The following is a 23,323-nucleotide window of genomic DNA, read 5'->3' on the forward strand; positions in this document are numbered from 1 at the left end:
GTCTCGATCATGGTCGAAAGTTTTTATCCTTTTTTGATCTGGCTGATTTTTTCGTAGGAGGCCACGATGCCCCTGATGAGGGAAGAGCTGAGCCCTTGATGCTCCATTTCGTTCAGTCCTTCTATGGTGCAGCCCCTTGGGGTGGTCACCCTATCTATTTCCTCTTCGGGATGGCTACCCGATTCGATCAACAGGCTCGCGGCCCCGTTACAGGTGTGCATGGCGAGCTCTTGGGCTTCCTTGGCATCGAACCCCAACTGGATGGCCCCTTGGGTCGTGGCGCGGATCAGGCGCATCCAAAAGGCAATTCCACTTGCACAGATCACCGTGGCGGCCTGCATTTGCTCTTCGGGGATTTCCATGGTGTGTCCCATCCGGTTGAAAATGGCCTTGGCCAGATCTACCCGTTTTTTGCCCAGTTCGTTACTGCAGATACAGGTCATGGACTTGCCCACGGAAATGGCCGTGTTGGGCATACTGCGGATGATGAACTTATCGGCACCGATGATACTTTCGATCCTGGCGATGCCAAAACCGGTAATGGTGCTGATGATCACGTGTTTTTCGGTAAGTAGCTCCTTGCTCTGTTCCAAAATGGCGGCAAAGTGGCCCGGCTGTACGGCAAAGATGAGGATGTCGGAATTTTTTACGGCCTCCAAGTTGTCCGAGGTGACCGTGACGTTTCCATATTTCTCAAAATCCTTGATGCCCTTGGTGTTCCTTTTGGTCAGGTACATGGTGGTGGCCCCGTTGGTGTGCAAAATCCCTTTGGCAATGGCCAAGCCCAAGTTTCCTGCTCCTATGATCGCTATTTTCATGGTTTGTTTATTTTGTCATCTCGAGCGCAGTCGAGAGATGTATATTTTCATCAAATTAGGTCTCGCATCTCGACTGCGCTCGATGTGACAGTTCGATCTAAGGTTTTTAAAAAACCCCCGCTTTTAACAATAGACCTTCGGTTTCTGGAAAACCGAACATCAGGTTCATGTTCTGTACCGCTTGTCCAGAGGCACCTTTCAACAAATTGTCAATGGCAGAGGTCACCAATAAGAGGTCATCGTGCTTGTGCAAATGGATGTGACACTGGTTGGTGTTCACCACCTGTTTCAAGTGGATTTCCGCTTCGGACATATGGGTGAAGACGGCATCGGCATAAAAATCCGAGTACAGTTTTTTGGCTTCGTCCAAAGAACCTTCAAAATGGGTATAGGATGTGGCCAGAATACCCCTGGTGAAATTTCCCCGGTTCGGCAAAAACAGCAGCTTGCCCACATTGTTGCCGAAGGACTTGAGACTTTCGCCGATTTCCCCCAAATGTTGGTGGGTAAAGGGTTTGTACCACGAAACGTTGTTGTTCCTCCAGCTGAAATGGGAGGTGTCGGACAGGCCTACACCGGCTCCTGTACTTCCCGTCACGGCATTGATGTGGACTTCATTTGCCAATAGGCCAGCCTTCGCCAAGGGCAACAGACCCAGCTGGATCGTGGTGGCAAAACATCCAGGATTGGCAATGGCCTCGGCAGATGCAATGGCAGACCTGTTCAACTCGGGAAGCCCATAAATGAATCGTTTGCCGTTGAAAGTGGAGTCGGCCTGTAGCCTGAAATCGTTGCTGAGGTCAATGATCTTGGTACTTACCGAGAATGCGTGTTCGTTCAAAAATGAGGTAGAATTGCCATGGCCCAAACATAAAAAGACTACATCCACAGCCGGATTGATCTCTCCGGAAAATGTAAGGTCGGTCAGCCCCAAAAGATCTTGGTGTGCCGAAGCGATGGGTTTTCCGGCCCTCGTGGTGCTATATACAAAATCGATTTTGGCGTTAGGATGGTTGAGCAATATTCGGATCAGTTCCCCGCCCGTATATCCAGAACCTCCTATGATTCCCGCTTTAATCATGGTCTTGGTTTACATGGTTCGCAATTTTTCCCGAATTGGACAAGATCTTAATGAACCCTTTGGCATCATCTGCGGTCCATCCTTTGTTCATTTCCCCATAACTTCCAAAGGAAGCGTTCATAAGGTCATGCTCGGATGAGATTCCGTTCAGTTCAAATCGGTAGGGGTGGAGCGTAAGGTACACATCCCCGGAAACGTGCTTTTGGGTATCGGTCAAAAAGGCCTCGATGTTCCGCATCACTTCGTCCAGATAGTTGCCTTCATGGAGCAACATGCCGTAGAAATTGCCCAATTGTTCTTTTTGGAACTGTTGCCATTTGCTCAGGGTGTGCTTTTCCAATAAATGGTGCGCTTTGATGATGATCAATGGGGCCGCGGCCTCAAAACCGACCCTTCCCTTGATCCCGATGATGGTGTCGCCCACGTGGATGTCCCTTCCGATGGCGTATTTGGAAGCGATTTCCGCAAGTTTTTCAATATTGGACACAGGAGTATCCTTTTCCCCATCAACGGCCACCAATTCCCCTTTGCTGAACGTCAGCTTCAGTTCTTTGGGAAGTTCTTTCTCCAATTGGCTCGGAAATGCATTTTCCGGTAGGGACAGATTGGAGGTCAAGGTCTCGGAACCGCCCACCGAGGTACCCCAAAGCCCCCTGTTGATGGAATATTTGGCCTTTTCCCATGAATAATCGATACCGTTTTTCTGTAGGTACTCGATTTCCACTTCCCTGGCCAGTTTTTTATCGCGTATGGGGGTGATGATCTCGATGTCCGGGGCCAAGATTTGGAAAATCATATCGAACCGTACTTGGTCGTTTCCAGCACCGGTGCTGCCGTGGGCAATATATTTGGCACCCACTTTCTTGGCATGGTTCACGATCTCGATGGCCTGAACGATCCGTTCGGCACTCACGGAAAGGGGGTAGGTGTTGTTCCTCAACACATTTCCGAAGATGAGGTACTTTACCACCTTGTCATAGAAGGTGTTGATGGCGTTGATGGAGGTATAGGTGGTGGCGCCCAATGCCAGGGCCTTTTTTTCGATTTCTTCGATTTCAGCTTTGCTGAACCCACCGGTGTTCACACTCACGGCATGGACTTCAAAGCCCTCGTCCTGGGATAGGTATTTTGCACAATAGGAAGTGTCCAATCCGCCGCTATAGGCCAATACTAATTTTTTCATGTCTTTTTTGTTCAATTTATGTATCACATGGAGCGGAGTCGAAGTGTGGTGTTGTTCTCGACTGCGCTCGAACTGACACTTACTTTTGTTTCTTTTTAAGAAAAAGGGTTTCCTTGATCTGCTTCAGTCTTTGGAATGCCTTGCTGTTCAATTTTTTGGGTTCTTCCGCTTTTTTGGCGTTGGGGTCGTACAGCATTCCGGTACAGAGGCACATTTTCTGTTCCGTCCGGGTCAGGATGTCAAAGTTCTTGCAGGTCTGACAGCCCTTCCAGAATTCGGGATCGTCCGTAAGCTCGGAAAAGGTAACGGGTTTGTATCCCAGTTCGTAGTTCATTTTCATGACGGCCAAACCTGTGGTGATCCCAAAGATCTTGGCATCGGGGAATTTTTTCCGGGACAGGTCAAAAACGGCCTTTTTTATCTGCTTGGCCAGTCCTTGGTTCCTATAATCGGGGTGTACGATCAATCCGGAGTTGGCGACAAAATCCTTGTTGCCCCAGACCTCGATGTAGCAGAACCCGGCAAATTTATCACCGTCCAAGGCAATGATGGCATTCCCGTTCTGCAACCGTTTCATGATGTATTCAGGGGTGCGTTTGGCAATACCGGTCCCTCGGACCTTGGCCGATTCCGCGATGGTGTCACAGATGATCTGTGCGTATTTAAAATGTGATTCGTTGGCAATTACAATTTCCATTGCAAGCGTATAGACTGATAAAAATTATTAAAAAAAGTTGTTGGTTTTTGCGGAAATGGACTCACCTATTTCCATAAATAATTTTGCACCCTTACGGGCGGCGACGGGGAGAAAATGGACTGATGGGCGCAGGAACGCTCAGTGTAAACGATATGTACTCTTGTCCTTTCATTATGAATCAAAAGTACAAATTAATCCGAATAGACCTATAAAACAGGGTCATTTTTTGAAGAAATATAACTTTTTTGGCCCATTGGCCATCATTTCATAAAGAAAGAAGCCTATCACCAAAATGTATTCAATGGCCAATAGCCAAAGATTTTCTTTGTAATCGGGATTGGTGTAGGCATAATAGCTCAGGATGACCGCAAACGACCAGACCAAAACAAATTTATATTCCGTGAATATGGCGATTCCCAACAGGAACACCACATACCAGGGATGGACCGTGCTGGATAGAAAATAGTAGCACGCCAAGGCGAGCATCATCGAGGTGATGACCGTTTGCAATTTTTGGTTTTTCCGGAGAAGGGCAATCAACAAAACGATGGCTATCATTGCTTTGATGATCATGGAACCGTAGGCTTCGATGAGTTCCCACGGTTTCGCCTCGTAATGTTCAACAGCGATTTTTTTGACCACATTGTACACACTTGCATTGAACTCAAAATTGGAAAACCAGAGCCCGACCGTTTCCGAATAATGGTCAATGAAAAAAGAGGAATAAAAAGGGTACAGAATTAGTACGCAGGAAACACTTGCCAAACTATAGAAAGCGATACTTTTTTTGATTCCCAGATATTTGAGGAACATGGGCAGGAGCAAAAGGGGCACCAGTTTCACCATGATGGAAAGAGCATAGACGGGTGCGGCCCAGAGCATTTGGTTTTTGGAGATGAGGTAGAGCGACCACACAAAAAAGAACAGCATGATGCCTTCAAAATGCAGGTTCCCTGTCAGTTCTATGATCACCAAGGGGTTCAAAAAGTACCAAAAGGCCATGTGGTTGGCCAGGTTGAGGTTTTGCAGCAGTTTTCGGCCAAAGTAGAGTATGCCCAAGTCTGCGAGGATAATGCTCAGCCGCATTACGATGATGGAACCGAGGATGCTCCCACCTCCCAATAGTGCAGCCAGTGCAAAGAACAATTGGTTGACCGGAGGGTAGTTGCTATAATGCTTTGCATTGAGTTCGCTCATGCCGGCATAGAGCTCGTCCGCATTGGCTATGGGCACATTGCCCTGCTCCATGAGTTGGTCCGGGGTGTGCAGATAGGGGTTGATGCCATTTTTAATGAGTTCCCCATCCCATATAAAGCGAAAAAAATCTTGGGAGAGATTGGGTTCGGCCATCAGGAACACCAACCGGAACAAAATACCGATGACCAACAGGAAATTGAAGTTCCATTTTTCAAACTGCATGATCTTGTAACAAAGAAAGAACGTTGCCGCAAAGAGCATGAAAAGTTTTACGAAATCGGTACGAACAAGGTCATAGGCAAAACTGGCGTAGAACAACACGGAGCCGATAGCAAAAAGTATCGGGTATCTATGCAGTCGCCAGTAAGATAGCATGTTTTAAGCCTTGGATGTCAAGGATTTAAAGAACACAAATCCGAAGCCTAGGAACAACATCAAGTGGAAAGGGAACAATCCGTAGTCGTTCAAGGGAACCGCGCTGTACATTCCGAATAGGAAATAGACCATCAGGGCAAATTCCAAGATCATGTTGGGCGACAACTTTTTGGTCAAGTATTTGTTGCCCTTCCAAGAGTCGGTCAGGTTATTGATGTTGAACTTCGGGGTACGTACAAACTCGCTTCGCTTACCCAAGTGTCCTTCCAAAACGGCCACGGTGTTGTGCAAAGAGAAGCCCAATGCCACGGAGAAGAAGGTAAAGAAGAGTTTGATATAATCCACAAAATTGTCAAAACTACTGCCTTGGATACTCTTGTAGGTGAACCAATAGCAGATGAACAGGATAATGGTGCTGACGATGAAGAAGCTGGTCACTTCGAACACCCAACCCAAATGCCCGTAGGTATTTTTGATGTAGAGCATGGGAATGCTCAACAGAGCCACGATGAACACACAAAGGAACATGGAGCTGTTCAAAAGGTGCATCACGCCATGGAACTTGGTCTTGAACGGAATGTTCTTCGCCTTGATGACGCTCCAAACGGTCTTTCTAAAGTTTTCGGCCCCTCCTTTGTTCCAACGGAACTGTTGGGAACGGGCGGCACTGATCACAACGGGAAGCTCAGCGGGGGTCTCCACATCTTCCAGATACTTGAATTTCCAGTTTTTCAACTGTGCACGGTAGCTCAGATCCAAATCTTCCGTAAGTGTATCGCCCTCCCAGTTGCCTGCATCGAGGATACATTCCTTCCTCCAGATGCCAGCGGTACCGTTAAAGTTGATAAAATGCCCTTTGGAGTTTCTTCCCACCTGTTCCAAAGTAAAGTGGGCGTCCAATGCAAAGGCTTGGATTCGGGTCAAGGTGGAGTAGTCGCGGTTGATGTGTCCCCAACGGGTCTGCACCACACCGATCTCGCTGTCCTTGAAATAGGGCACGGTCTTTTTCAACCAATCGCTTTCGGGAAGGAAGTCGGCATCGAATATGGCGATGAATTCCCCTTTGGCAATGGCCAGCCCTTCTTTGAGTGCCCCGGCCTTATAGCCTTTTCTGTTTTCCCTACGGATATGTTGTATGTCTAGCCCTGTTTTTTGGAGTTCTTCCACCCTTCTTGCGGTCTCGATGACGGAGTCGTCGGTGGAATCGTCCAGCACCTGGATCTCCAATTTGCTTTTGGGGTATTCTATTTTGGCAATATTGTCCAACAAACGCTCCATCACATACTCTTCGTTGTAGATGGGCAATTGGATGGTGACAAAGGGAATTTCCTTTGGATCTAATAGGTTGAATTTTGGGGCTTCCTCGTTTCGTCTCTTGTAACCCAAATAGTTGACCAAAAGATTCAATTGGGCAAGACTGTAGAAGAAAATCAGGATCAAGGCTGTACTGTAAATAGCAACAATGATAAGAGCGATAGTTAGTCCCATTTTATTTTAAACTGTATTTAAAGATCCAACCCAAAATTTTTATGCCTGCAAATATAGTACCTTTTACCGTACCAGACACTTTTGAGACGCCAATTCTTTTTTTGTAACGCACTGGTACTTCGGTATATGTCATTTTTTTTCTTAAAATTTTTAACTGCATTTCCACAGTCCACCCATAAGTGGTGTCCTGCATGTCCAATTCTTTGAGTTTTTCATATTTAATTGCCCTAAATGGCCCTAAATCCGTAAATCTTGACCTAAAGAACAATTTCATCAAAAAAGTGGCCAATTGGTTGCCAAAAACCTGTTGCGGTGTCATCGAACCAGGTTCACGAAGCGATTTTTTTCGTGCACCGACCACAAAATCCACATCATTTTCCAAAATCGGGCCGACCACCTTATCCAACTCTTCGGGATAATCGGAATAATCTCCGTCGATAAATACGATGATGTCGGGTGTTTTGGATTGTTCGGAAATATAATTCAATCCTTTGAGGCAGGCAGAGCCATATCCCTTGCGGTCTTCGGTGATGACGGTGGCCCCTGCTTTCCGTGCATTTGCCACGGTATCGTCCTTGGAACCGTTGTCAACCACTACGATTTCGGATACGTGTTTGGGAAGTTCGGAAACCACTTTTCCGATGGAATCTCCTTCGTTGATCGCAGGAATAATGACCTTGATGTCCGCCACTGAAGAGCTAGTTTTTGCTTGAAATGGCCAAAACTAAACTTTTCCAAGGAACTTTTTGGACCATCCACATAAAATGAAGGTAAAGGAAATGTCTTGTCCGTTATTTTTGGTTGACCAAGGCCATAAGATCCACATCATTCCCCAAAAGCACTTGGTTGCTGTCAATCCGTCCCTTCAAAGGGCCATTTTCCAGTTTGAGCACACCCCGCGGACAGACGGAAGAGCAGATACCACAACCCACACAACTGGCACGGACAATATTCTCGCCCTTTTGGGCATAGGCCCGCACATCGATACCCATTTCGCAATAGGTGGAGCAATTGCCGCAGGAAATGCACTGACCGCCATTGGTGGTGATCCTGAAACGGGAGAACAACCGTTGCTGGAAGCCCAAAATGGCCGCCATGGGGCATCCGAACCTGCACCAGACCCGGCTCCCGAAAATGGGGTAGAACCCTGTGCCGATGACACCGGAGAAAATACTGCCTATCAAAAAGGAATAGGATTTCCGAAGGGTCTCGGACTTGAAGAGAAACACCTGCCCATCGCCACTGAAAAAATGGAACCCGATCAAGGCCATGATGATCACAAAGTAGCCGATGGCCCCATATTGGGCATCTTTTTGGAGTTGGTCCCTTTTAAAAAGCATTACCCAACCGAAAACGAGGGTAAGCAACACGGCCACCCCGATTAAAAAAGTGCTCTTGGTGAGCCAATATTTGCTGGTGTCCGTGCCCAAATAGGAATAGATGACCGCCGTGGTCATCAAGGTGACAAAGACGACCACACTGTGCACCACCCAACGTTCCACTTTCCAGGCAAAAGTGGATTTGTCACTGAGTTGCCTAAAGGAATCCCCGGCGGTTTCCGCAAGTGCACCGCAGCCACAGACCCAGGAGCAGTACCATCGTTTTCCATATTTGTAGGTCAATATCGGGGTGATCACAAAAATGGAAAGAATGCCAAAGATCAGCAGGGCAAGGCCAATATCCCCCGAACTTAAAAACCCTTTGATGCGGTAACTTTCAAAATTATAGTAGTTAAGGGGCCAGACGTTTTTAAGGTCGTAGTAGGGCAGGCTTCCCCCGTCCAGGATCTTATGGCCGTTCAGCCGGGCCATCAATTCGGGAATGGTAAAGGCAAAGGCCAATTGAAAGAACATGACACTAAAAGTGCGCAATCGTTGGTAACGGCTATGTCGGTATTTCCAAAGGAACTTTGCCCCAAAAATCAAAATGGCGACGGTATATAAAGTGCCATAGACAAACCACTGACTGGCGGGATTGCCGCTCAGCAATTTGCTCAAAGGATCAAAAAGCGCCATGACGCCCCGATTTTCCCCGCCGCTGACCAATCCGAGGTATTCGGGATAAAAATAAAGCACGATGTAAAAACCGGTGAGTGCCAAGCCGACGACCCAGGCCCAAAAACCCCGACTGGAAATGGATTTGAACCACACGCCGTCATTTTTGATGCCCGGCAATTTTTGGGAATAGGCATCCCAAGAAAACCAAAGGGTCCCGATGCTGATGGCGGAGAGCGAAACGATCAACCACAAGGTCTGGTTCGGGAAATTGACATTGAACATGGCCAACAGCAGGATTCCGAGTCCTGCCATTCCCAAAAGGGTTGCCATTTTTTGGCCGGTACTCAGGCTTTTTGGAGGTTCCCCGGTCAGGGCCATGCTTGGGTTGTGTGTTTGGCTGTTCATGGGTGTTGTTTCCTATTGAAATATTCTGATGAGACTTTTCTTTTTCAGGGTGATGGATTTTCCAAAATCGGCATTGTATTTTGAAACGATCTCAGATTCAAATCCTTTGTAGAATTCAGGGTCGAAGTTGGCATCCGCCAAATGGGCCATCACATGGTCCATGTTCCTTTTTTCAGTAAGCCAACGGTCCAGAACCTCATGTCGAATCCGGATACCAAAGGTATTGATGCCCAAAAAGGTTTCGGAATCCCTGTCGAAAGCCACGGTAATGCAGATTTTTTCCTTGGGATGTCGCCAGTGAAAATGGATTTCCGAGTCCTTTTTCTTTCGTTCGGGGAACACCCAACCATAGGTTTGGTACTCAATGTCCAGAAACTTGGCCGAATTGAACCAATGGCCCGGACGGTATTCCGTTCGATTGCCGCAAAGGGTCTGGGCCAGTACTTCGCCCATCATCCTGCCCGTGTACCAAACGGCTTCCACAGGTTTCCGGTTGCCAATGGCCTCCTGCTGTTCCGCGCAATCGCCAATGGCGTACACATCGGCTATGTTGGTTTCCAAAAAGCGGTTCACCTTCACGCCACGGCCCAGTTCAATCCCAGAACCTTTCAAAAAATCGATATTTGGCGTCACGCCTGCCGTCAATCCCACTAGATTGCATGGGATTTCCTCCCCGGTTTCTTCCAAGATTACGGATTTGACCTTTCCGTTCCCATCGGAAACAATTTCTTTCAAAGAAGCATTCAACCGAAGGTCGATGTGGTGCTCCCGAATATGCTCATTGATCATTTGGGAATCGCCATTCGGCAACACACCGTTCCAAAAACTACTTTCCCGTACCAAAAAAGTGACGGGAATGTCACGTGTCCGAAGCATTTCGGCCAGCTCGATGCCGATGAGCCCACCACCTACGATCACCGCCCTTTTGCAACGGTCATTGTTCGGGGCATTTTTTTCCAAAAGATCAAGGTCCTGTTTGGAATACAATCCTTGGACACCCTCCAAATCTTGGCCCGGCCACCCAAATTTGTTGGGTTTGGATCCCGTGGCAATGACGAGCTTGTCGTACGAGATCCATTCCCCATCCACTGTTGGGACATGGATATTTTTGTTGTAAAATTTAGTGGGACGACCTTTAACATGGATCTTCTTGTTTTGGGTATCAACGGTTTCGGCCTTCGCACGGACAAGGTTGATGTTGTTTTTTCTCCAAAATGCGTTTTCGTAGGGTTGCGTATGCTCAAACTTCATGTGGCCCATGTACACGTACATCAGGGCGGTTCGGGAGAAAAAATAATCCGTCTCGGCGGAAACGATGGTGATTTTTTTGTTGGAAAGCTTTCGGATGTGCCGGGCCGCGGTCACTCCCGCTATTCCATTTCCAATGATGACAATGTGCTCCATGAAAGAGGGATTATGGGTCTTGTGTCGTACCTAAAGATAGGAACTTAACCCCGACCCCCAATTTAGAAAGGATTTAATTTGATTTTGAAACGTTCTTTAAGGATTTAGCAGGTTGAAGAAATGTCAGTTCGAGTGATTTTTCTTTAGAAAAATTGCCTGCCTGCCGGCAAAGGCAGGTATCGAGAACATATTTATTGGGTATAGTGTTTTGATTATCATTAATTTCACCTAATCGGTCGATATAAATCATTAAAACAGATTCATATCTTAAACATTGTGCGTAAGCTGAAAATAAGAAAACTTGATGCAATATTTAATAATTAAGTTTAGAAAAGCCAAAGAAAAGTATGGATTATTCGGAATATCACTTCTAATAATATCAATATTAAGTATTGTCATTGGAATCTACATTTCCTATGTTTTCTTTAACAAAATTTCAACATCAGTTAGGTTGATAGAAAATGGAGAGAAAATAAATGAGCAATTAACTGGAGTGATTGGGGACTTTGTTGGCGGTATTGTTGGAACAATATGGTCATTTGCTGGAGTAATCTTATTTTTTCTTGCTTTAAGATTACAGAGTAGAGAATTAAGTTTACAACTAGAAGAATTAAAAGATACTAGAGAAGTATTCAAATCACAACAATTCGAAAATACCTTCTTTAATTTATTGAAAAACCAAAATGAAATTAGACTAAATACAGAAATTAAACATAAAACCTTCAATTCAAACACACAATCTAACGAAGCAACTTACACTAGAGGAAATGCAGCTTTTGAAGAAATAAAGGAATTTTTAATTAAAGAGAAAGATAATTTAGAAAGCAATTTAAAAAAGTCTGAAAAAGCAAGAGCATCAATAATTGCAACGTCTGGAGATAAATATTGGACTAGAGAAAGAGGTGAGAAATATCTCGACAAATTTAAAACACATTACACAATATCTTATGACAATATTAAAAGTAATCCTAAATTAAATTCTAAAGTAATTTTTAAATTAACGTATAACAATTTTAGTAGTCAATTAAGTCATTATTTTAGAAATATTTATCACATTTTGCTTTATATAAAAGAAAGTGAAGAGTTGGAATTAAATTCTATTTTAATAAATGAAATGCGTGGAGACAAAATTGGTATTTATAATGATAAAGAAAATTTTGAATTATCAAGAATAAAAAACAAATACAAAAAGTATTCACAATTTTTACAAGCGCAAATGAGTAGTACGGAGCTATTGTTATTATTTTATAATGCTTTATTTTTCCCAAAAGCAAAAAAACTTGTTCAGTACTATGACCTAATTGAAAATCTAGATATTGATGATTTACTTTATCCAGAAAAAGACGTCGAATATTATGCTGAATATCAAGAAAATTCTGAAATAATTCCAAAATCTAGTCTAAAAAGTAGAGATGAGATTATGGAAATATAAAAGCTGGGGCGCAACAATGGCAATAAGTAAGTGCTTTCTATCGCCTACTTCTGAAGATCAGCTAAGGTTTTCCTGAAGCAAATCATACATTAAGCGCCAAGCCCAACGTCTATTAATCCACTGTAAAGACTTTCCCCAAAAAGCACTATTTTAGAGGTACTTGATGACCCAACATGAAAAAACTGGTTTTGATATGCGGTCTGGTCCTGCTCTCCTGTACGGGGCACAAACCGGAAAAGATCAACGGAGTGAGCTTTGTGGCGTCCCGGGAAGAAGTCGCCCAATCCCATGTGGACCCCGTGCTGGACATCCACGCCAATTTTGCGGCCATCATGCCCTTTGGCTTTATGCAGGACCCCCACGCGCCCAACCTTGTTTTTGATTCGGACAGGCAATGGTTCGGGGAAACCCGAAAAGGCGCCAAGCAATACATCGAAATGCTCCATAAAAATGGGGTAAAGGTGATGCTGAAACCCCAGATCTGGATCTGGAAAGGGGAGTTTACGGGGAACATGGCCATGCAGTCCGAAGCGGATTGGAAAGCATTGGAGGACTCCTATGCCCGGTTCATTATGCACTACGCAGGATTGGCGGAGGAGACCCATGCCGATATCTATTGTATCGGGACCGAACTCGCCACTTTTGTGAAAAACCGCCCCACATTCTGGACCGAACTTGTGGGCAAGGTCAGGGAGGTGTACAAGGGAAAACTCACCTATGCGGCCAATTGGGACGAATATGCCAACACTCCTTTTTGGGGCGAGCTGGACTATATCGGGGTGAACGCCTACTTTCCCCTCTGCGAAAGACGAAACCCCACCACCGAAACCTTGCGCAAAGGATGGCAGCCTTGGAAAACGAAGATGATGGCCCTTGCCGAACAAATGGACAGACCCATACTCTTCACTGAGTTTGGGTACAGGAGCATGGACTACACGGGCAAAAAACCATGGCTGGTGGACAGGAACGAGGAAAAAGTGAACCTCCAGGCCCAGGCCGACGCCACGCAGGTCCTTTTTGATGAATTTTGGGACGAAGACTGGTTTGCCGGAGGCTTTGTCTGGAAGTGGTTCACCCATCACGACAGGGCCGGAGGACTCGCCGACAACAGGTTTACCCCACAGAACAAGCCCGCCGAATCCGTCATCAGACAACGTTACGCACCGATTAAAAAGTCAAGTCTCTAAGGCTGAGCGAAAAATGTCGGATTTTTCCCGTCATTGAAGGACTTGGTTGGCAATTTTTTCCCATCTTTGCAGTGCACCCTCCCAATTAAAATGCGATAATGAAATCAGTATCATTCCTTATGTTATGGGTATGTGCCTGTACCATGCTGTTTGCCCAAGAGGCATCCTATTACATGGTGAAGGCGGAACAGGGTGACGGGATTTTTTCCCTACTACGGAAACAGGGGCTGGACCCGGCCAGGCACTATGAAGCGTTCGTGAAGCTCAATTCCGAAAACATCAAGGACGGCAGTTTCCTGAAAGTGGGAACGGACTACAAAATTCCACAGGCAGCGGATGCCCTCAAGAAAACAGGCGTGGTGGTCCGTACGGGCGAAGGTGCCGAAGAACCCATCTTTGATGGGGAACTCGCCCAAATGTCGCTCAAGAGCGATAAGCTGAAAGATGCGGTATATTACATCATCACCGAAGACCCGCAGAATGCCGAAAACGATTACGTGAAGGATGTCGCGGAAAGCCTGGCCGCCGATCTGATGGTCCATGGGGCCAAAGTCTATATCATGGGCGATGGGGTTTCCGAACCGCCGAATGGGGAAATCGTGACGGCAAACCAAAAAATGGGAAGTTACGTTGAGGTCATCAACAAGCGCTACATACAGAACAGTGGAAAGTACCAACGGGTTTTGGTGATACGTGCCGATGGAGTATCGGGCAAGGAGGATATGGACGTTGCCGTTTACCACGACAAAAAGAGTGAAGAAGGCCAGCGATTGGCGGAAAATATCCAAAACATGTTCAAGCGGACCAGTGTTTCGAGCAGGTCATACAAGGATGTCGATATGATTTTTGAGGATAGGAACAGCCTGTACCTGGCCCGGAACATTCTTCCGGCCATCAGCTTGCTCACCTTGGAGAACGCTTCCAAAACATCGAACCAAAAAATAGCAGTGCGTCCGGACAAGAAGCAGTTTGCCAGCTTGATCAGTGACGGCATCATGAACGATTTTGTTGATTTGCAGATTGAGAATTAAATGAAGTTTTTAAGAATATCCATTTTATTTGTTTTTGTTCATTTTCAAGGAATTGGACTGGCCCAAGAGGCCAATCTGAAGGCGGTGGCCAAGGAAGGGGACGGGATCTATTCGCTCCTCCGAAGGCATGGCATCAGCCCGACAAAATTCTACAACAAGTTCGTGGCACTGAACGCTGAACATTTGGGGGAAGATGAATCCTTGCTGATGGGACGTTCCTATGTTCTGCCGGACACGTTGGACACCAAAAAGGTCGAAGAAATGGGAAAGAGTGTCGAATACCCCATTTTTGGGGAGCAATTCGCCAAGGTGGATGTGGCGAGCAATCGTTTGGACGATACGGTCTATTACCTGATCTCAGGGCATGGGGGTCCCGATCCCGGGGCAGTGGAAAAATACAATGACAAGCTTATCGCGGAAGATGAATATGCCTATGATGTCACGCTCAGGCTGGCCCGGGAATTGATTTCGCATGGGGCAGAAGTGCACATCATTGTGCAGGACGATAATGACGGCATCAGGGACCAAAGGGTGCTGGAACTGGATACGGACGAAACCGTGCTCTCCAAACCTCTTCCCTTGGGGCAGTTGGCGCGTCTGAAGCAGCGTACCGAAGCTGTGAACGGGCTCTATCGAAAAAATGTGGGCAAGCACCAGCGGTTATTGGTGATCCATGTGGACAGCAGGGGCGAAGGTACCAACATCGATGTGTTCTTCTACCATCACGAAAAAAGCAAGAACGGCAAGAAATTGGCCGAGAGCATCCACCAGACTTTTTTGAGGAAATACAAAAAATTCCAACCCAACCGATTGTACAACGGCACGTTTATGGACCGCAACCTCTACGTTGTGAAAAATACGCTTCCGGCCATGGCCTATATCGAAATAGGCAACATCAGGAGCAAAAAGGACCAACGCCGGATCTTGGACCCGGACAATAGACAGGCTCTGGCCAAATGGATATCCGAAGGAATCCTATTGGACTATGAGTCTTCCAAAACATTCATCGCCAAATAACCCAGATGATTTAGCAGCAGCCCCCGCCGTTGTAATGCCAAGTGCTCTCGCTCACATGGATTTCTTTTGATGCCCTTGCAAGCGCCGAAGCTGTTTTGTCGCAAACCGCCAACGGCTGGTTTTGGAGCAGCACATGCCCTTTGTTGTCATCAAAATAGGGTTCGTTGCCATAATAGATTGCGGTTTTCCCGGTAAACATGCAAGGGCCGTCCTCGGGCATTGGGTCTTTGATAGCGGCAATCTCGATGGATTCGATATGGATGAGCTCGTCCGTTGGGTAGTGGTTGGGGGACAATACCCTGTATGATCTTCGCCCCCTGATTTCTATGGTGCCAAATCCGGCATCCGTCAATACTTTTACATAGTCTTTTAAGGGAATGCTGCCGCTAAGGCACTGCGCCCTCAATCGGTCATCGTTGCGCAACTCCTCGTTCATGGGCTGTTCGCAAATGGGGTCGCTCATCACCAATCTGCCGTGGGGTTTCAACACGCGGTACATTTCGGCGACGGCCTTTTGCAGGTCTTCCATCTTGAAAATATTGAAGAGGCAGTTCTGTGCGGCCACATCCATGCTCTCATCGGGGATGGGGAGGTTAAGGGCATCTCCCTTGACCAGGTTCACGTACTCGCTTTTGAACCAATCGTTCTCCTGTTCGGCGAGCTTGAAATTTTTTCGCGAAGCCTCCAACATTTCATCCACGGAATCCACTCCGGTGACCCCTCCCTTTTGTCGGGAAAAATAGGAGAACTGGAGCAGTTCCATGCCCCCACCTACACCCACGTAGAGGATCTTGGGGTCGTTCACCAGATCCTGTGCGGAGACGGTGCTCCCACATCCGTAGTTCATTTCCTGCATGATCTTGGGGATGGACAGTCCGGGAAACTGCCAGATGGGTGTGGTGGTGCAGCAAAGTCCCACGTTGGGGGAAATGGCCGCTTCTTTGTAAAGGTCTTGTGTGGCGTCTAGGTAGCTCATAGTTGCTTTATCAATTCGGTGAACAATTGGATCATTTTGGGCTCTGCTTTTCCGGCGATGGCGATGATTTCCTGCACATTGACAGGTTGGAGGTTGTCCGGATCGCATTCGTCGGTCAAAACGGATACCGCTACAATGGGTAGTCGTAAATGATTGGCCACGATTACTTCGGGGACGGTGCTCATTCCCACAGCGTCCGCACCGACCATTTTCAGCATGCGGTATTCGGCCTTCGTTTCCAGTTGGGGACCCACCACGGAGGCATATACCCCTTTTCTGATGGAAATGCCCTCTTTTTGGGCAATGCCCTCGATTTTTTTGCGCATGTCCAGGTCATACGGTTCGCTCATGTCCACAAAGCGGTCCCCGAATGCGGATACATTTTTGAAGGCCAACGGCGACCCTCCCTGAAGGTTGATATGATCCTCGATGAGCATGATTTCGCCTTTCTTGAAGTCGAGGTTGATGGCCCCTGCCGCATTGGACACAAACAGTTTTTGGATCCCCAATTGGTGCATTACCCGAATGGGATAGGTGATGTCCACGAAGTCATAGCCTTCGTACAGATGGAAACGCCCCTGCATCACTGCCACCTTTTTTCCGGCAATGGTGCCATAGATCAATTTTCCTGAATGGAACTCCACGGTGGCCAAGGGAAAATGGGGGATGTGGTTGTAATGGGCCTCGATGGGGTTTTCTATGCCATCGACCAATTGCCCCAATCCCGTTCCTAGTACGATGCCAATTTCAGGGGATTCAAACCCCTTCTTTTTTAAATATTCTACAGATTCGTCAAGTTGTGTCTGTGTCATTGTTTTATATGTTTGATGAAAGGCGCGAAGGCCTTGATATCTTTGATGTCCTCGTAATAATCTATATCGTTTCTTTCGGGCAGAAGTCCCACACGGGCAGTTTTCAGATCCTGTAATGTGTCGGCCAGAACGGTGTCTGTACCCCACTCTTTGTCCCGGAACAACGCTTCGTTCAAGGATTTCATGCCCAAAAGGTAGTAGCCGCCGTCTTCCGCGGGGCCCACCACGTAGTCATGTGTCTCCAATTTTGAGAAAGCTTCTTCAAGATCGGTCTGGGCAAGATTGTACATATCACTGCCGATGACAATGATTTTTTCAAACCCTGCCTGGAATCCCTCCTTGAAGGCATTTTGCATGCGCTCCCCTAAATCCTTGCCTATCTGGAGTTTTTTTTGATAATGGGCATTGTCCCACATATCATCTTCCCAGATCTCTTCCGAATAGTACACCCATTTCTCCACCTTCAAGTGTTTTGTAAGCGAAACGGTATGCTGCAGGAGAAACTGATAGATTTCCAATGCTGCCCTGTCGCCCACCGTCGCGGCCAGACGGGTCTTGCACTTGCCGAGTTCAGGGTTTCGGGTGAGTATCAAAAGTAGGCTGTTGCTCAATTGATCTTGTTTAGTGGGAGGTCATTAATGCACTCTAAATATAGTCAGATTTAGGATAGTGGTCCGTGCCGGGACATATTTATTTAGGTGGAAATAGATTGGAAGAGGGATTGGTGAAGGGCAAAAAGGGATGCCATTGTGGGCACCCCTTTGCGAGAGACATTAGTAGTTATGGGAAGTTCTTGATTGATGATGGGTGTCCAGTATAGCTTAAAAAATGTAATGGTACAGGTTGTTGATGAGGGAAAGTATGGAAATGGCAATCACGGAATACCAAAAGAAATACCCCAACTTTACTTCTACAGTGTTCATTTTTCAAAAGTGTTTTAGTTGATTGTTCCCTCGAAATTAGTCAAAAACCTGTGCCTGCAATCCACAATTTTATTCGTTGCAGGAAAAAGGATATAACTGGTCAAAAATACTTTGTGGATGGAAAAAGTGGCGGGGAAATACTGTGTAAGGGAATAACTACAATTGACTTAATGACTGAAAATCAATGTATTATGGAAAAGGAACAGGAAGGACATTTGTGGCGAAGCATCTATTCCTTCCTGTACGATGTTATGGTATTCCCTAGACCAAGGGAGTGCCTTTAAGGCGTTTTTCGATCTTACGTTTCTTTTCGGTAAGACTTTTCATGATGTCCATCAGTTTGGAATCCTTCGTCTTTTTATAGATCTCGTTGATGGATAGGATCAACCGTTTTGCTTCCCTTGAGGCCTCTACCCTGTCGCTGGTGGACATGTGGCTCATGGGTCTGCTCTCAAACTCTTCTGCCTTTGCTAGTAACTCGTGGGTCATTTTTGTTTAAAGTTATGCTGTGTGCCTTAAATATAAGTCTTAGTTCCATACTTTATGACTATGGAACTATTTGATTTTCATATTTATGAAAACATTAAGAAGTCTTTCTTTTTTGGAAAAATCGGGGACCTTTCGTTGGCCGTGGTATGGACAAAGAACGACCGGTTTACAGCGATAAAATTTTAACTTTTCATTAAATGATCATAACAAGGGTTTGAAAAATTTGAAGAGGCCTTCAAGGAATTTTAGCCATGTGGATCTGTTCCTGAACCTTTCCAAGGTGATAGGTTCGGCCCTTTCACAAATGGCGAGGAACTCCCCGGTCATTTCGGCATTGATCTTTTCATCATAGATAAGGATATTTGCCTCGTAGTTGAGCTCAAAACTGCGCATATCGAAGTTTCCCGAACCAATGGAGACCAGGTCATCGTCCACGATCAGTATCTTGCTGTGCGAAAAGTCGTCCCGCATATAGATCTTCACCCCCACCTCTAGCAGTTCCTCAAACTGGGAGAACATGGCGAACTTTGCGGCGATGGAGTCCGATCTCTTGGGAATCAAAAGAGAGATCTCCACGCCTTCGAGGGCCACGATCTTTAAGGCCTCCAAAAGGGCCTCGCCGGGAAGAAAGTAGGGGTTGGCGATACAGATGGATTTTTTGGCCCGGTTCATCATGCCTATATATTGGTACATGATGGTGGGGTGTGCGGAATCTGGTCCCCCGGCCACTACCTGTGCGGCGACCTCCCCGGTTTTGGGCTGTTCGGTCAGGTGCTCCTCTACCTTGAAATCCCCTTGTTTGCTGGCAAAATAATAATCCTTCAGGAACACCAGGTGGATATCGTTCACAATGGGGCCTTCCAACTTCAAATGGGTGTCCTTCCATTTGCCCAGTTCACCGCCATGTTTGATGTATTTGTCGGATACGTTGACCCCGCCCGTGAATGCAATCTTGTTGTCGATCACCAAGATTTTTCGGTGGTTCCTAAAATTGAGGGAGAACAGTAGGTTGGTGAGCCGAATGGGCATTATGGGGTAGATCTTAACACCGATATCCCTGAATTTTTTCTTGGGCCTGCCCCTGAGCCGGTAACTGCCAAAGGAGTCATAGATGATCCTGACCACCACGCCCTCTGCTATCTTCCTTTGGAAGAGTTCCAACATCTTGTCCAGGAGGTCGCCCCTTTCCAGGATATAATATTGCACATGGATGGACTCTTTGGCCTCTTCCATGGCCTTGAAGAGTGCGTTGAAGGTTTCCCCTCCATCCTGTAGCACCGTGATGGAGTTGCCAGTGGCCGGACGGGTTTCGGAGCAGGTGCCCACAAGGCGGCTGAGCCTTTGTTTTCGGGTGTCCGAACCAAAGTCGGGAGCGGTGCCCTCCATTTTGGTGTCGCCCTCGTAGTGGTATCGCTTTCGCCGTTTAAACTCTTTGTTGTTGAAGAATTTGAACTTCCTGCGGTTCATGCCAAAAAGATAGTAGAACAACGCGCCCAAAAACGGAAGTGCAAGGATGGCGATCACCCAACTGATGGAACGCGAAGGGCGCCTGCCATGGTAGATGATGGCGCCGATGGCCCAAAGGGACACTAGGATGTAGGCAATGAGGATGACAGTTTTCATATGGTGGGAGGCATATAGCGTACAATCTACCTTCAAAAATTAGGATTGGCAACCATTTTATGATGCAGGGCCATTTTTTAACAGGATGTAGATAGGTCACTATAATAAAAAACTCTGACATCTATTGCCAGAGTTTTTAAAAAGGAGTTTTTCTTTTTTATCTATTAAGGATTGTCATCCGTGGCATCCTCGATTTCGTCACCGACCTCGTCAGCGGCATCTTCTACTTCGTCACCGACATCCTCGGCGGCGTCCTTTACGTCTTCCACGGCTTCTTCAGCTTTATCTTCCTTGGTTTCCCTGCAGCTGTTCATGCTCATGGTAAAGGCCATTGCAATGAACAACATAAATAGACTTATTGACTTTCTCATGATATTAATTTTTAGGGTTAATGATTGTATTTAAGGTTTATATGATGATCTGTTCAATCTTAAATCTTTTTTCTTCCCGTAATCAAGGAAATAATGAACAGTACAATGAAAATGAAGAAAAGTATCTTGGCAATACCGGCCGCACCTGCGGCAATTCCTCCAAATCCAAAAATGGCGGCCACAATGGCCAAAATTATAAAGGTGACGGTCCAACGTAACATATCTATAGTTTTTAAATTATTGTCCGCTTATCTCTTAAGTGGTACACTACAAAGTTGCGAATGTTGGGGCGGGAAGCTTGTCTTTAACGGGTTATCTTTTGACTCAAAAGCTAAAAAAATACATCATATTGTCATTTTTACTGATAAAAACACAATAAAATGGCTTTTTATTGGAAATAATTTCAATTTTTTATGTTAATAGTCCTGAGGTCGGAAGTAAAGGAAAGGTTTTTGGCAAAGACACCATTGCTGATCAGTTCGGCTTTGAGGTTGACCTTGGGCGGTCTTTCAACATATTCCTTTACCTGATCAAGGGAGGTGTCCTGGGAAAGCCATAACCCCACATCCTCTTTGCGGATCACCACCGGGACCATGTTGCTGAGGTCGTGGTAGGATGATATGGAGGTGTCTGCGCTGCTCGTGATCAATGCGCTGCAATAGAAGCCATCTTCCAATACATTATAGACGCCGGCCAGCATGAACGGTTTTTGTGAAGGCTTGTACAAATGGTAGGTGGATGTGCCCCCGTTGTGGAGCAGATGGGTATAGAAGCCCGAAACAATGATGAGGCACCTTCGCTCTTCCAGGGATTCCCTCATCCATTGGATGTTTTCCAGCTCGCGTAGGCCAACGTTGAGGGTGTTCGCATTGTTCTGGAAAATATGCCAGTCTTCCTTGAAGTTTTGTGGCATAAGCCCCCAAATGGCATAGTTGATCTCATACGGTGACTCCATGGTCACCACGCTCAGGTTAGTTTCATTAAAGCCGTTGATGATGAGGCTCGGGGAATATATGTGCGGATATTTGAAAGGTATTCCAAACTCTGTCTCTATCACTTTTCTCTCGACCGCATTGGAAAGTTTGTAGATCATAATCTTCAATTCTTCATGTTCAACATCAACACAAATGAACCCATTTTTGACCAGAGAACTTAACTCATAACATATTAATCGTGATCGGAATGGAATGTGAAAGTTTTGTGAAAGGACGTCTTTTTGTCCACCATTTACCGTAAATAATTAAACAGGTCAATTTTCTATATCAACCTTAAAAACTGCACAACCTATGATCACAATACATGTAAACACCAAGGATACGTCTGGAACCATAGAACAGATCAAGAATGTTATAGGAGGGGAAATCATTGAAAAATGGGGGCAGCACGTACTTTCCGTGGACAATGAAAAGGCCAAGGGAGAAATAAGGGTCCTCAATTTTGAATGGGGGGCCAGCCTGTTGGAATATGACATCACTTTTTTTGATGAAGTGACGCTCATCGCGGACACTTCCACATACAACCCCATCAGTTTTGTCTACTGTTTGGAAGGCTATTGTGGCCACAGGTTCGGGCACCAGGAAATGTCCGAACTGAAGATCATGGAACAGTACCAATCGGTGATCATTTCCAGCAGGGCCAATGGGTTCAACCATGGGTATCTTCCAGCCGGAATACCTTTGAAAATCAACGTGATACGCGTTCGAAGGAACCAGTTCATGAGCAGACGGATGAACAAGGGTGAAGCGCTCAATGAACAATTATGCAAAGTGTTTTTGGACACCGACCACAAAAATGTATTTTCCTATTATGGGTCCTACAATTTGAGAATGGCGGACTTGGTTTCCTCCATCAAAAAGGTCACCGCCGAGGGCATGATCCGCGTGTTGCAGATAGAGGGGCTGGTGTACCAGATTCTTTCCATGCACATAGTGCAGCACAATGATGAAATGCAGAACAAGGGCCCTGAGACTTCCTTGCTGAAAAGGGAGCTGAACACGATCAGGGAATATGCCGAAAAAATCGGGAAGAACATTGCCAAGGAGTTCACGTTGGAAGAAATATCCAACGAAACGGGGCTGACTCAGGCCAAGCTCCAGGAAGGCTTTAAACTGCTATATGGCATGACCGTGACCGAATATATCCGCAACACCCGCCTTGAGGTGGCCCGTGACTATATCGAGACCACCGAAATGAACATCTCGGAAGTGGTGTACTCCATCGGGTTTACGAGCCGAAGCTACTTTTCAAAGATCTTTAAGGAGAAATATGGGATAAGCCCCAGCGAGTTCAAGAACGGCAGAATGGATATGGCCATCGCCGGCTGATCCTGACCCGTTTTACAGTTGGTGCCCGCAAAGCGTTGGCTGCCGGTGTTCCAAGTGAAGGATGCCGCGGTACACCTGCGTGACCTGCACCCGAAGGGAAGGGTCCGGGGCATCTATCCGAAAAGAAAGCTGCAATTTTTCGTCATCCAAATACAACCTGCCCTGGTCCAAGGGGCGGGGCAGGCAGCGCATGTCCACTTCATGGAGGGTGGGGGCGCTGGGTAGCTGGAACCGGAAGGAAAAGCTAAAGACCAGATTGTCCAGCACGGTGATCTCCGCCAGCCCTTTTTGTGGGGTTTGCTGGAGGAGGATGCGGCTGTGCTTCCGTTGCACGCGGTGGCGCAATGCCCCGTTTTGATGGCTACAGATTTCCAAAGAGGCAAAGGTGATCTGCAACGGGGCAGGGGAACTTTGGTGGAGAAAGTTGGTGATGGTGGATGAAATGGATGGTGGCATGGTAGATTGTTAGATTTTGGGATTTTCTATTCAAAAT

Annotated in this window: 23 protein-coding genes; 5 read left to right on the forward strand and 18 right to left on the reverse strand. The window is 46.4% G+C overall.

The annotated features are described in order from the left end of the window. Positions 1-23 precede the first annotated feature (23 nt). From proC to FOT42_RS08135, 9 genes are all read right to left on the reverse strand, one after another. Positions 24-818 (reverse strand): pyrroline-5-carboxylate reductase, encoded by a 795-nt coding sequence (gene proC / locus FOT42_RS08095; RefSeq protein WP_151890069.1) that lies wholly within the window; start codon positions 816-818, stop codon positions 24-26. A 106-nt stretch (positions 819-924) separates the two neighbouring features. Then, positions 925-1,899, reverse strand: a complete 975-nt coding sequence (argC, locus tag FOT42_RS08100; protein ID WP_151890070.1) for an N-acetyl-gamma-glutamyl-phosphate reductase — start codon at positions 1,897-1,899, stop codon at positions 925-927. Then, entirely contained in the window at positions 1,892-3,082 is a 1,191-nt protein-coding gene (locus FOT42_RS08105; protein WP_151890071.1) for an argininosuccinate synthase, read from the reverse strand. Before FOT42_RS08105 ends, argC begins: the two co-directional genes overlap by 8 nt. Before the next feature lie 79 nt (positions 3,083-3,161). After that, entirely contained in the window at positions 3,162-3,779 is a 618-nt protein-coding gene (locus tag FOT42_RS08110; protein WP_151890072.1) for a GNAT family N-acetyltransferase, read from the reverse strand. A gap of 219 nt (positions 3,780-3,998) precedes the next feature. Beyond that, positions 3,999-5,351, reverse strand: coding sequence for an MptA/MptB family glycosyltransferase (locus FOT42_RS08115; RefSeq protein WP_151890073.1), 1,353 nt, complete (start codon positions 5,349-5,351; stop codon positions 3,999-4,001). Between the two features lie 3 nt (positions 5,352-5,354). Then, positions 5,355-6,839 (reverse strand): cellulose synthase family protein, encoded by a 1,485-nt coding sequence (locus tag FOT42_RS08120; protein ID WP_151890074.1) that lies wholly within the window; start codon positions 6,837-6,839, stop codon positions 5,355-5,357. A gap of 1 nt (position 6,840) precedes the next feature. Next, on the reverse strand, positions 6,841-7,530 hold the full coding sequence (locus tag FOT42_RS08125) for a glycosyltransferase family 2 protein (RefSeq protein WP_151890075.1): 690 nt from the start codon (positions 7,528-7,530) through the stop codon (positions 6,841-6,843). Between the two features lie 100 nt (positions 7,531-7,630). Then, positions 7,631-9,241: a 4Fe-4S binding protein gene (locus FOT42_RS08130; RefSeq protein WP_151890076.1), complete on the reverse strand. Its 1,611-nt coding sequence runs from the start codon at positions 9,239-9,241 to the stop codon at positions 7,631-7,633. 12 nt (positions 9,242-9,253) lie between these two features. Beyond that, entirely contained in the window at positions 9,254-10,645 is a 1,392-nt protein-coding gene (locus FOT42_RS08135) for an NAD(P)/FAD-dependent oxidoreductase (RefSeq protein ID WP_151890077.1), read from the reverse strand. 304 nt (positions 10,646-10,949) lie between these two features. Here FOT42_RS08135 and FOT42_RS08140 point away from each other — a divergent pair, with 304 nt between their 5' ends. The 4 genes from FOT42_RS08140 (at position 10,950) to FOT42_RS08155 (ending at position 15,312) form a co-directional block, all read left to right on the forward strand. Then, positions 10,950-12,077 carry a putative phage abortive infection protein gene (locus FOT42_RS08140; protein ID WP_151890078.1) on the forward strand — a complete coding sequence of 376 codons (1,128 nt, stop codon included), beginning with the start codon at positions 10,950-10,952 and terminating at the stop codon, positions 12,075-12,077. A gap of 173 nt (positions 12,078-12,250) precedes the next feature. Then, on the forward strand, positions 12,251-13,264 hold the full coding sequence (locus FOT42_RS08145) for a glycoside hydrolase family 113 (RefSeq protein ID WP_151890079.1): 1,014 nt from the start codon (positions 12,251-12,253) through the stop codon (positions 13,262-13,264). 98 nt (positions 13,265-13,362) lie between these two features. After that, positions 13,363-14,295, forward strand: coding sequence for an N-acetylmuramoyl-L-alanine amidase (locus tag FOT42_RS08150; protein WP_151890080.1), 933 nt, complete (start codon positions 13,363-13,365; stop codon positions 14,293-14,295). Then, entirely contained in the window at positions 14,296-15,312 is a 1,017-nt protein-coding gene (locus FOT42_RS08155; RefSeq protein ID WP_151890081.1) for an N-acetylmuramoyl-L-alanine amidase family protein, read from the forward strand. 10 nt (positions 15,313-15,322) lie between these two features. On the opposite strand, the gene arsM is transcribed toward FOT42_RS08155, so the two are convergent. The 8 genes from arsM to FOT42_RS08195 all read right to left on the reverse strand — a co-directional run bounded on the left by arsM (position 15,323) and on the right by FOT42_RS08195 (position 21,599). Next, on the reverse strand, positions 15,323-16,288 hold the full coding sequence (gene arsM / locus FOT42_RS08160; RefSeq protein WP_151890082.1) for an arsenosugar biosynthesis arsenite methyltransferase ArsM: 966 nt from the start codon (positions 16,286-16,288) through the stop codon (positions 15,323-15,325). After that, positions 16,285-17,100 carry a purine-nucleoside phosphorylase gene (locus FOT42_RS08165; RefSeq protein WP_151890083.1) on the reverse strand — a complete coding sequence of 272 codons (816 nt, stop codon included), beginning with the start codon at positions 17,098-17,100 and terminating at the stop codon, positions 16,285-16,287. Before FOT42_RS08165 ends, arsM begins: the two co-directional genes overlap by 4 nt. Then, positions 17,097-17,711, reverse strand: a complete 615-nt coding sequence (locus FOT42_RS08170) for a TIGR04282 family arsenosugar biosynthesis glycosyltransferase (protein ID WP_151890084.1) — start codon at positions 17,709-17,711, stop codon at positions 17,097-17,099. The genes FOT42_RS08165 and FOT42_RS08170 overlap by 4 nt, the downstream gene beginning before the upstream one ends. A gap of 573 nt (positions 17,712-18,284) precedes the next feature. Beyond that, positions 18,285-18,512 carry a hypothetical protein gene (locus tag FOT42_RS08175; RefSeq protein ID WP_151890085.1) on the reverse strand — a complete coding sequence of 76 codons (228 nt, stop codon included), beginning with the start codon at positions 18,510-18,512 and terminating at the stop codon, positions 18,285-18,287. Between the two features lie 201 nt (positions 18,513-18,713). Further along, positions 18,714-20,171: a cardiolipin synthase gene (gene cls / locus FOT42_RS08180; protein ID WP_226789827.1), complete on the reverse strand. Its 1,458-nt coding sequence runs from the start codon at positions 20,169-20,171 to the stop codon at positions 18,714-18,716. 128 nt (positions 20,172-20,299) lie between these two features. Next, positions 20,300-20,506, reverse strand: a complete 207-nt coding sequence (locus FOT42_RS08185; protein ID WP_151890087.1) for a YtxH domain-containing protein — start codon at positions 20,504-20,506, stop codon at positions 20,300-20,302. Between the two features lie 59 nt (positions 20,507-20,565). After that, positions 20,566-20,727 (reverse strand): DUF1328 family protein, encoded by a 162-nt coding sequence (locus FOT42_RS08190; protein ID WP_151890088.1) that lies wholly within the window; start codon positions 20,725-20,727, stop codon positions 20,566-20,568. Between the two features lie 182 nt (positions 20,728-20,909). Further along, complete coding sequence (locus FOT42_RS08195; RefSeq protein WP_151890089.1) at positions 20,910-21,599, reverse strand: SOS response-associated peptidase family protein; 690 nt, start codon at positions 21,597-21,599, stop codon at positions 20,910-20,912. Positions 21,600-21,792: 193 nt separating this feature from the next. Here FOT42_RS08195 and FOT42_RS08200 point away from each other — a divergent pair, with 193 nt between their 5' ends. Continuing rightward, positions 21,793-22,830: a helix-turn-helix domain-containing protein gene (locus tag FOT42_RS08200; RefSeq protein WP_151890090.1), complete on the forward strand. Its 1,038-nt coding sequence runs from the start codon at positions 21,793-21,795 to the stop codon at positions 22,828-22,830. A 12-nt stretch (positions 22,831-22,842) separates the two neighbouring features. Here FOT42_RS08200 and FOT42_RS08205 read toward each other — a convergent pair whose 3' ends face one another. Then, the gene (locus FOT42_RS08205; RefSeq protein ID WP_151890091.1) at positions 22,843-23,286 is read right to left on the reverse strand and encodes a hypothetical protein; all 444 of its coding nucleotides are present in this window, start codon (positions 23,284-23,286) and stop codon (positions 22,843-22,845) included. Positions 23,287-23,323 lie beyond the last annotated feature (37 nt).

Source organism: Flagellimonas hadalis (assembly GCF_007785775.2).
In the GTDB taxonomy this organism is placed as follows: Bacteria; Bacteroidota; Bacteroidia; order Flavobacteriales; family Flavobacteriaceae; genus Flagellimonas; species Flagellimonas hadalis.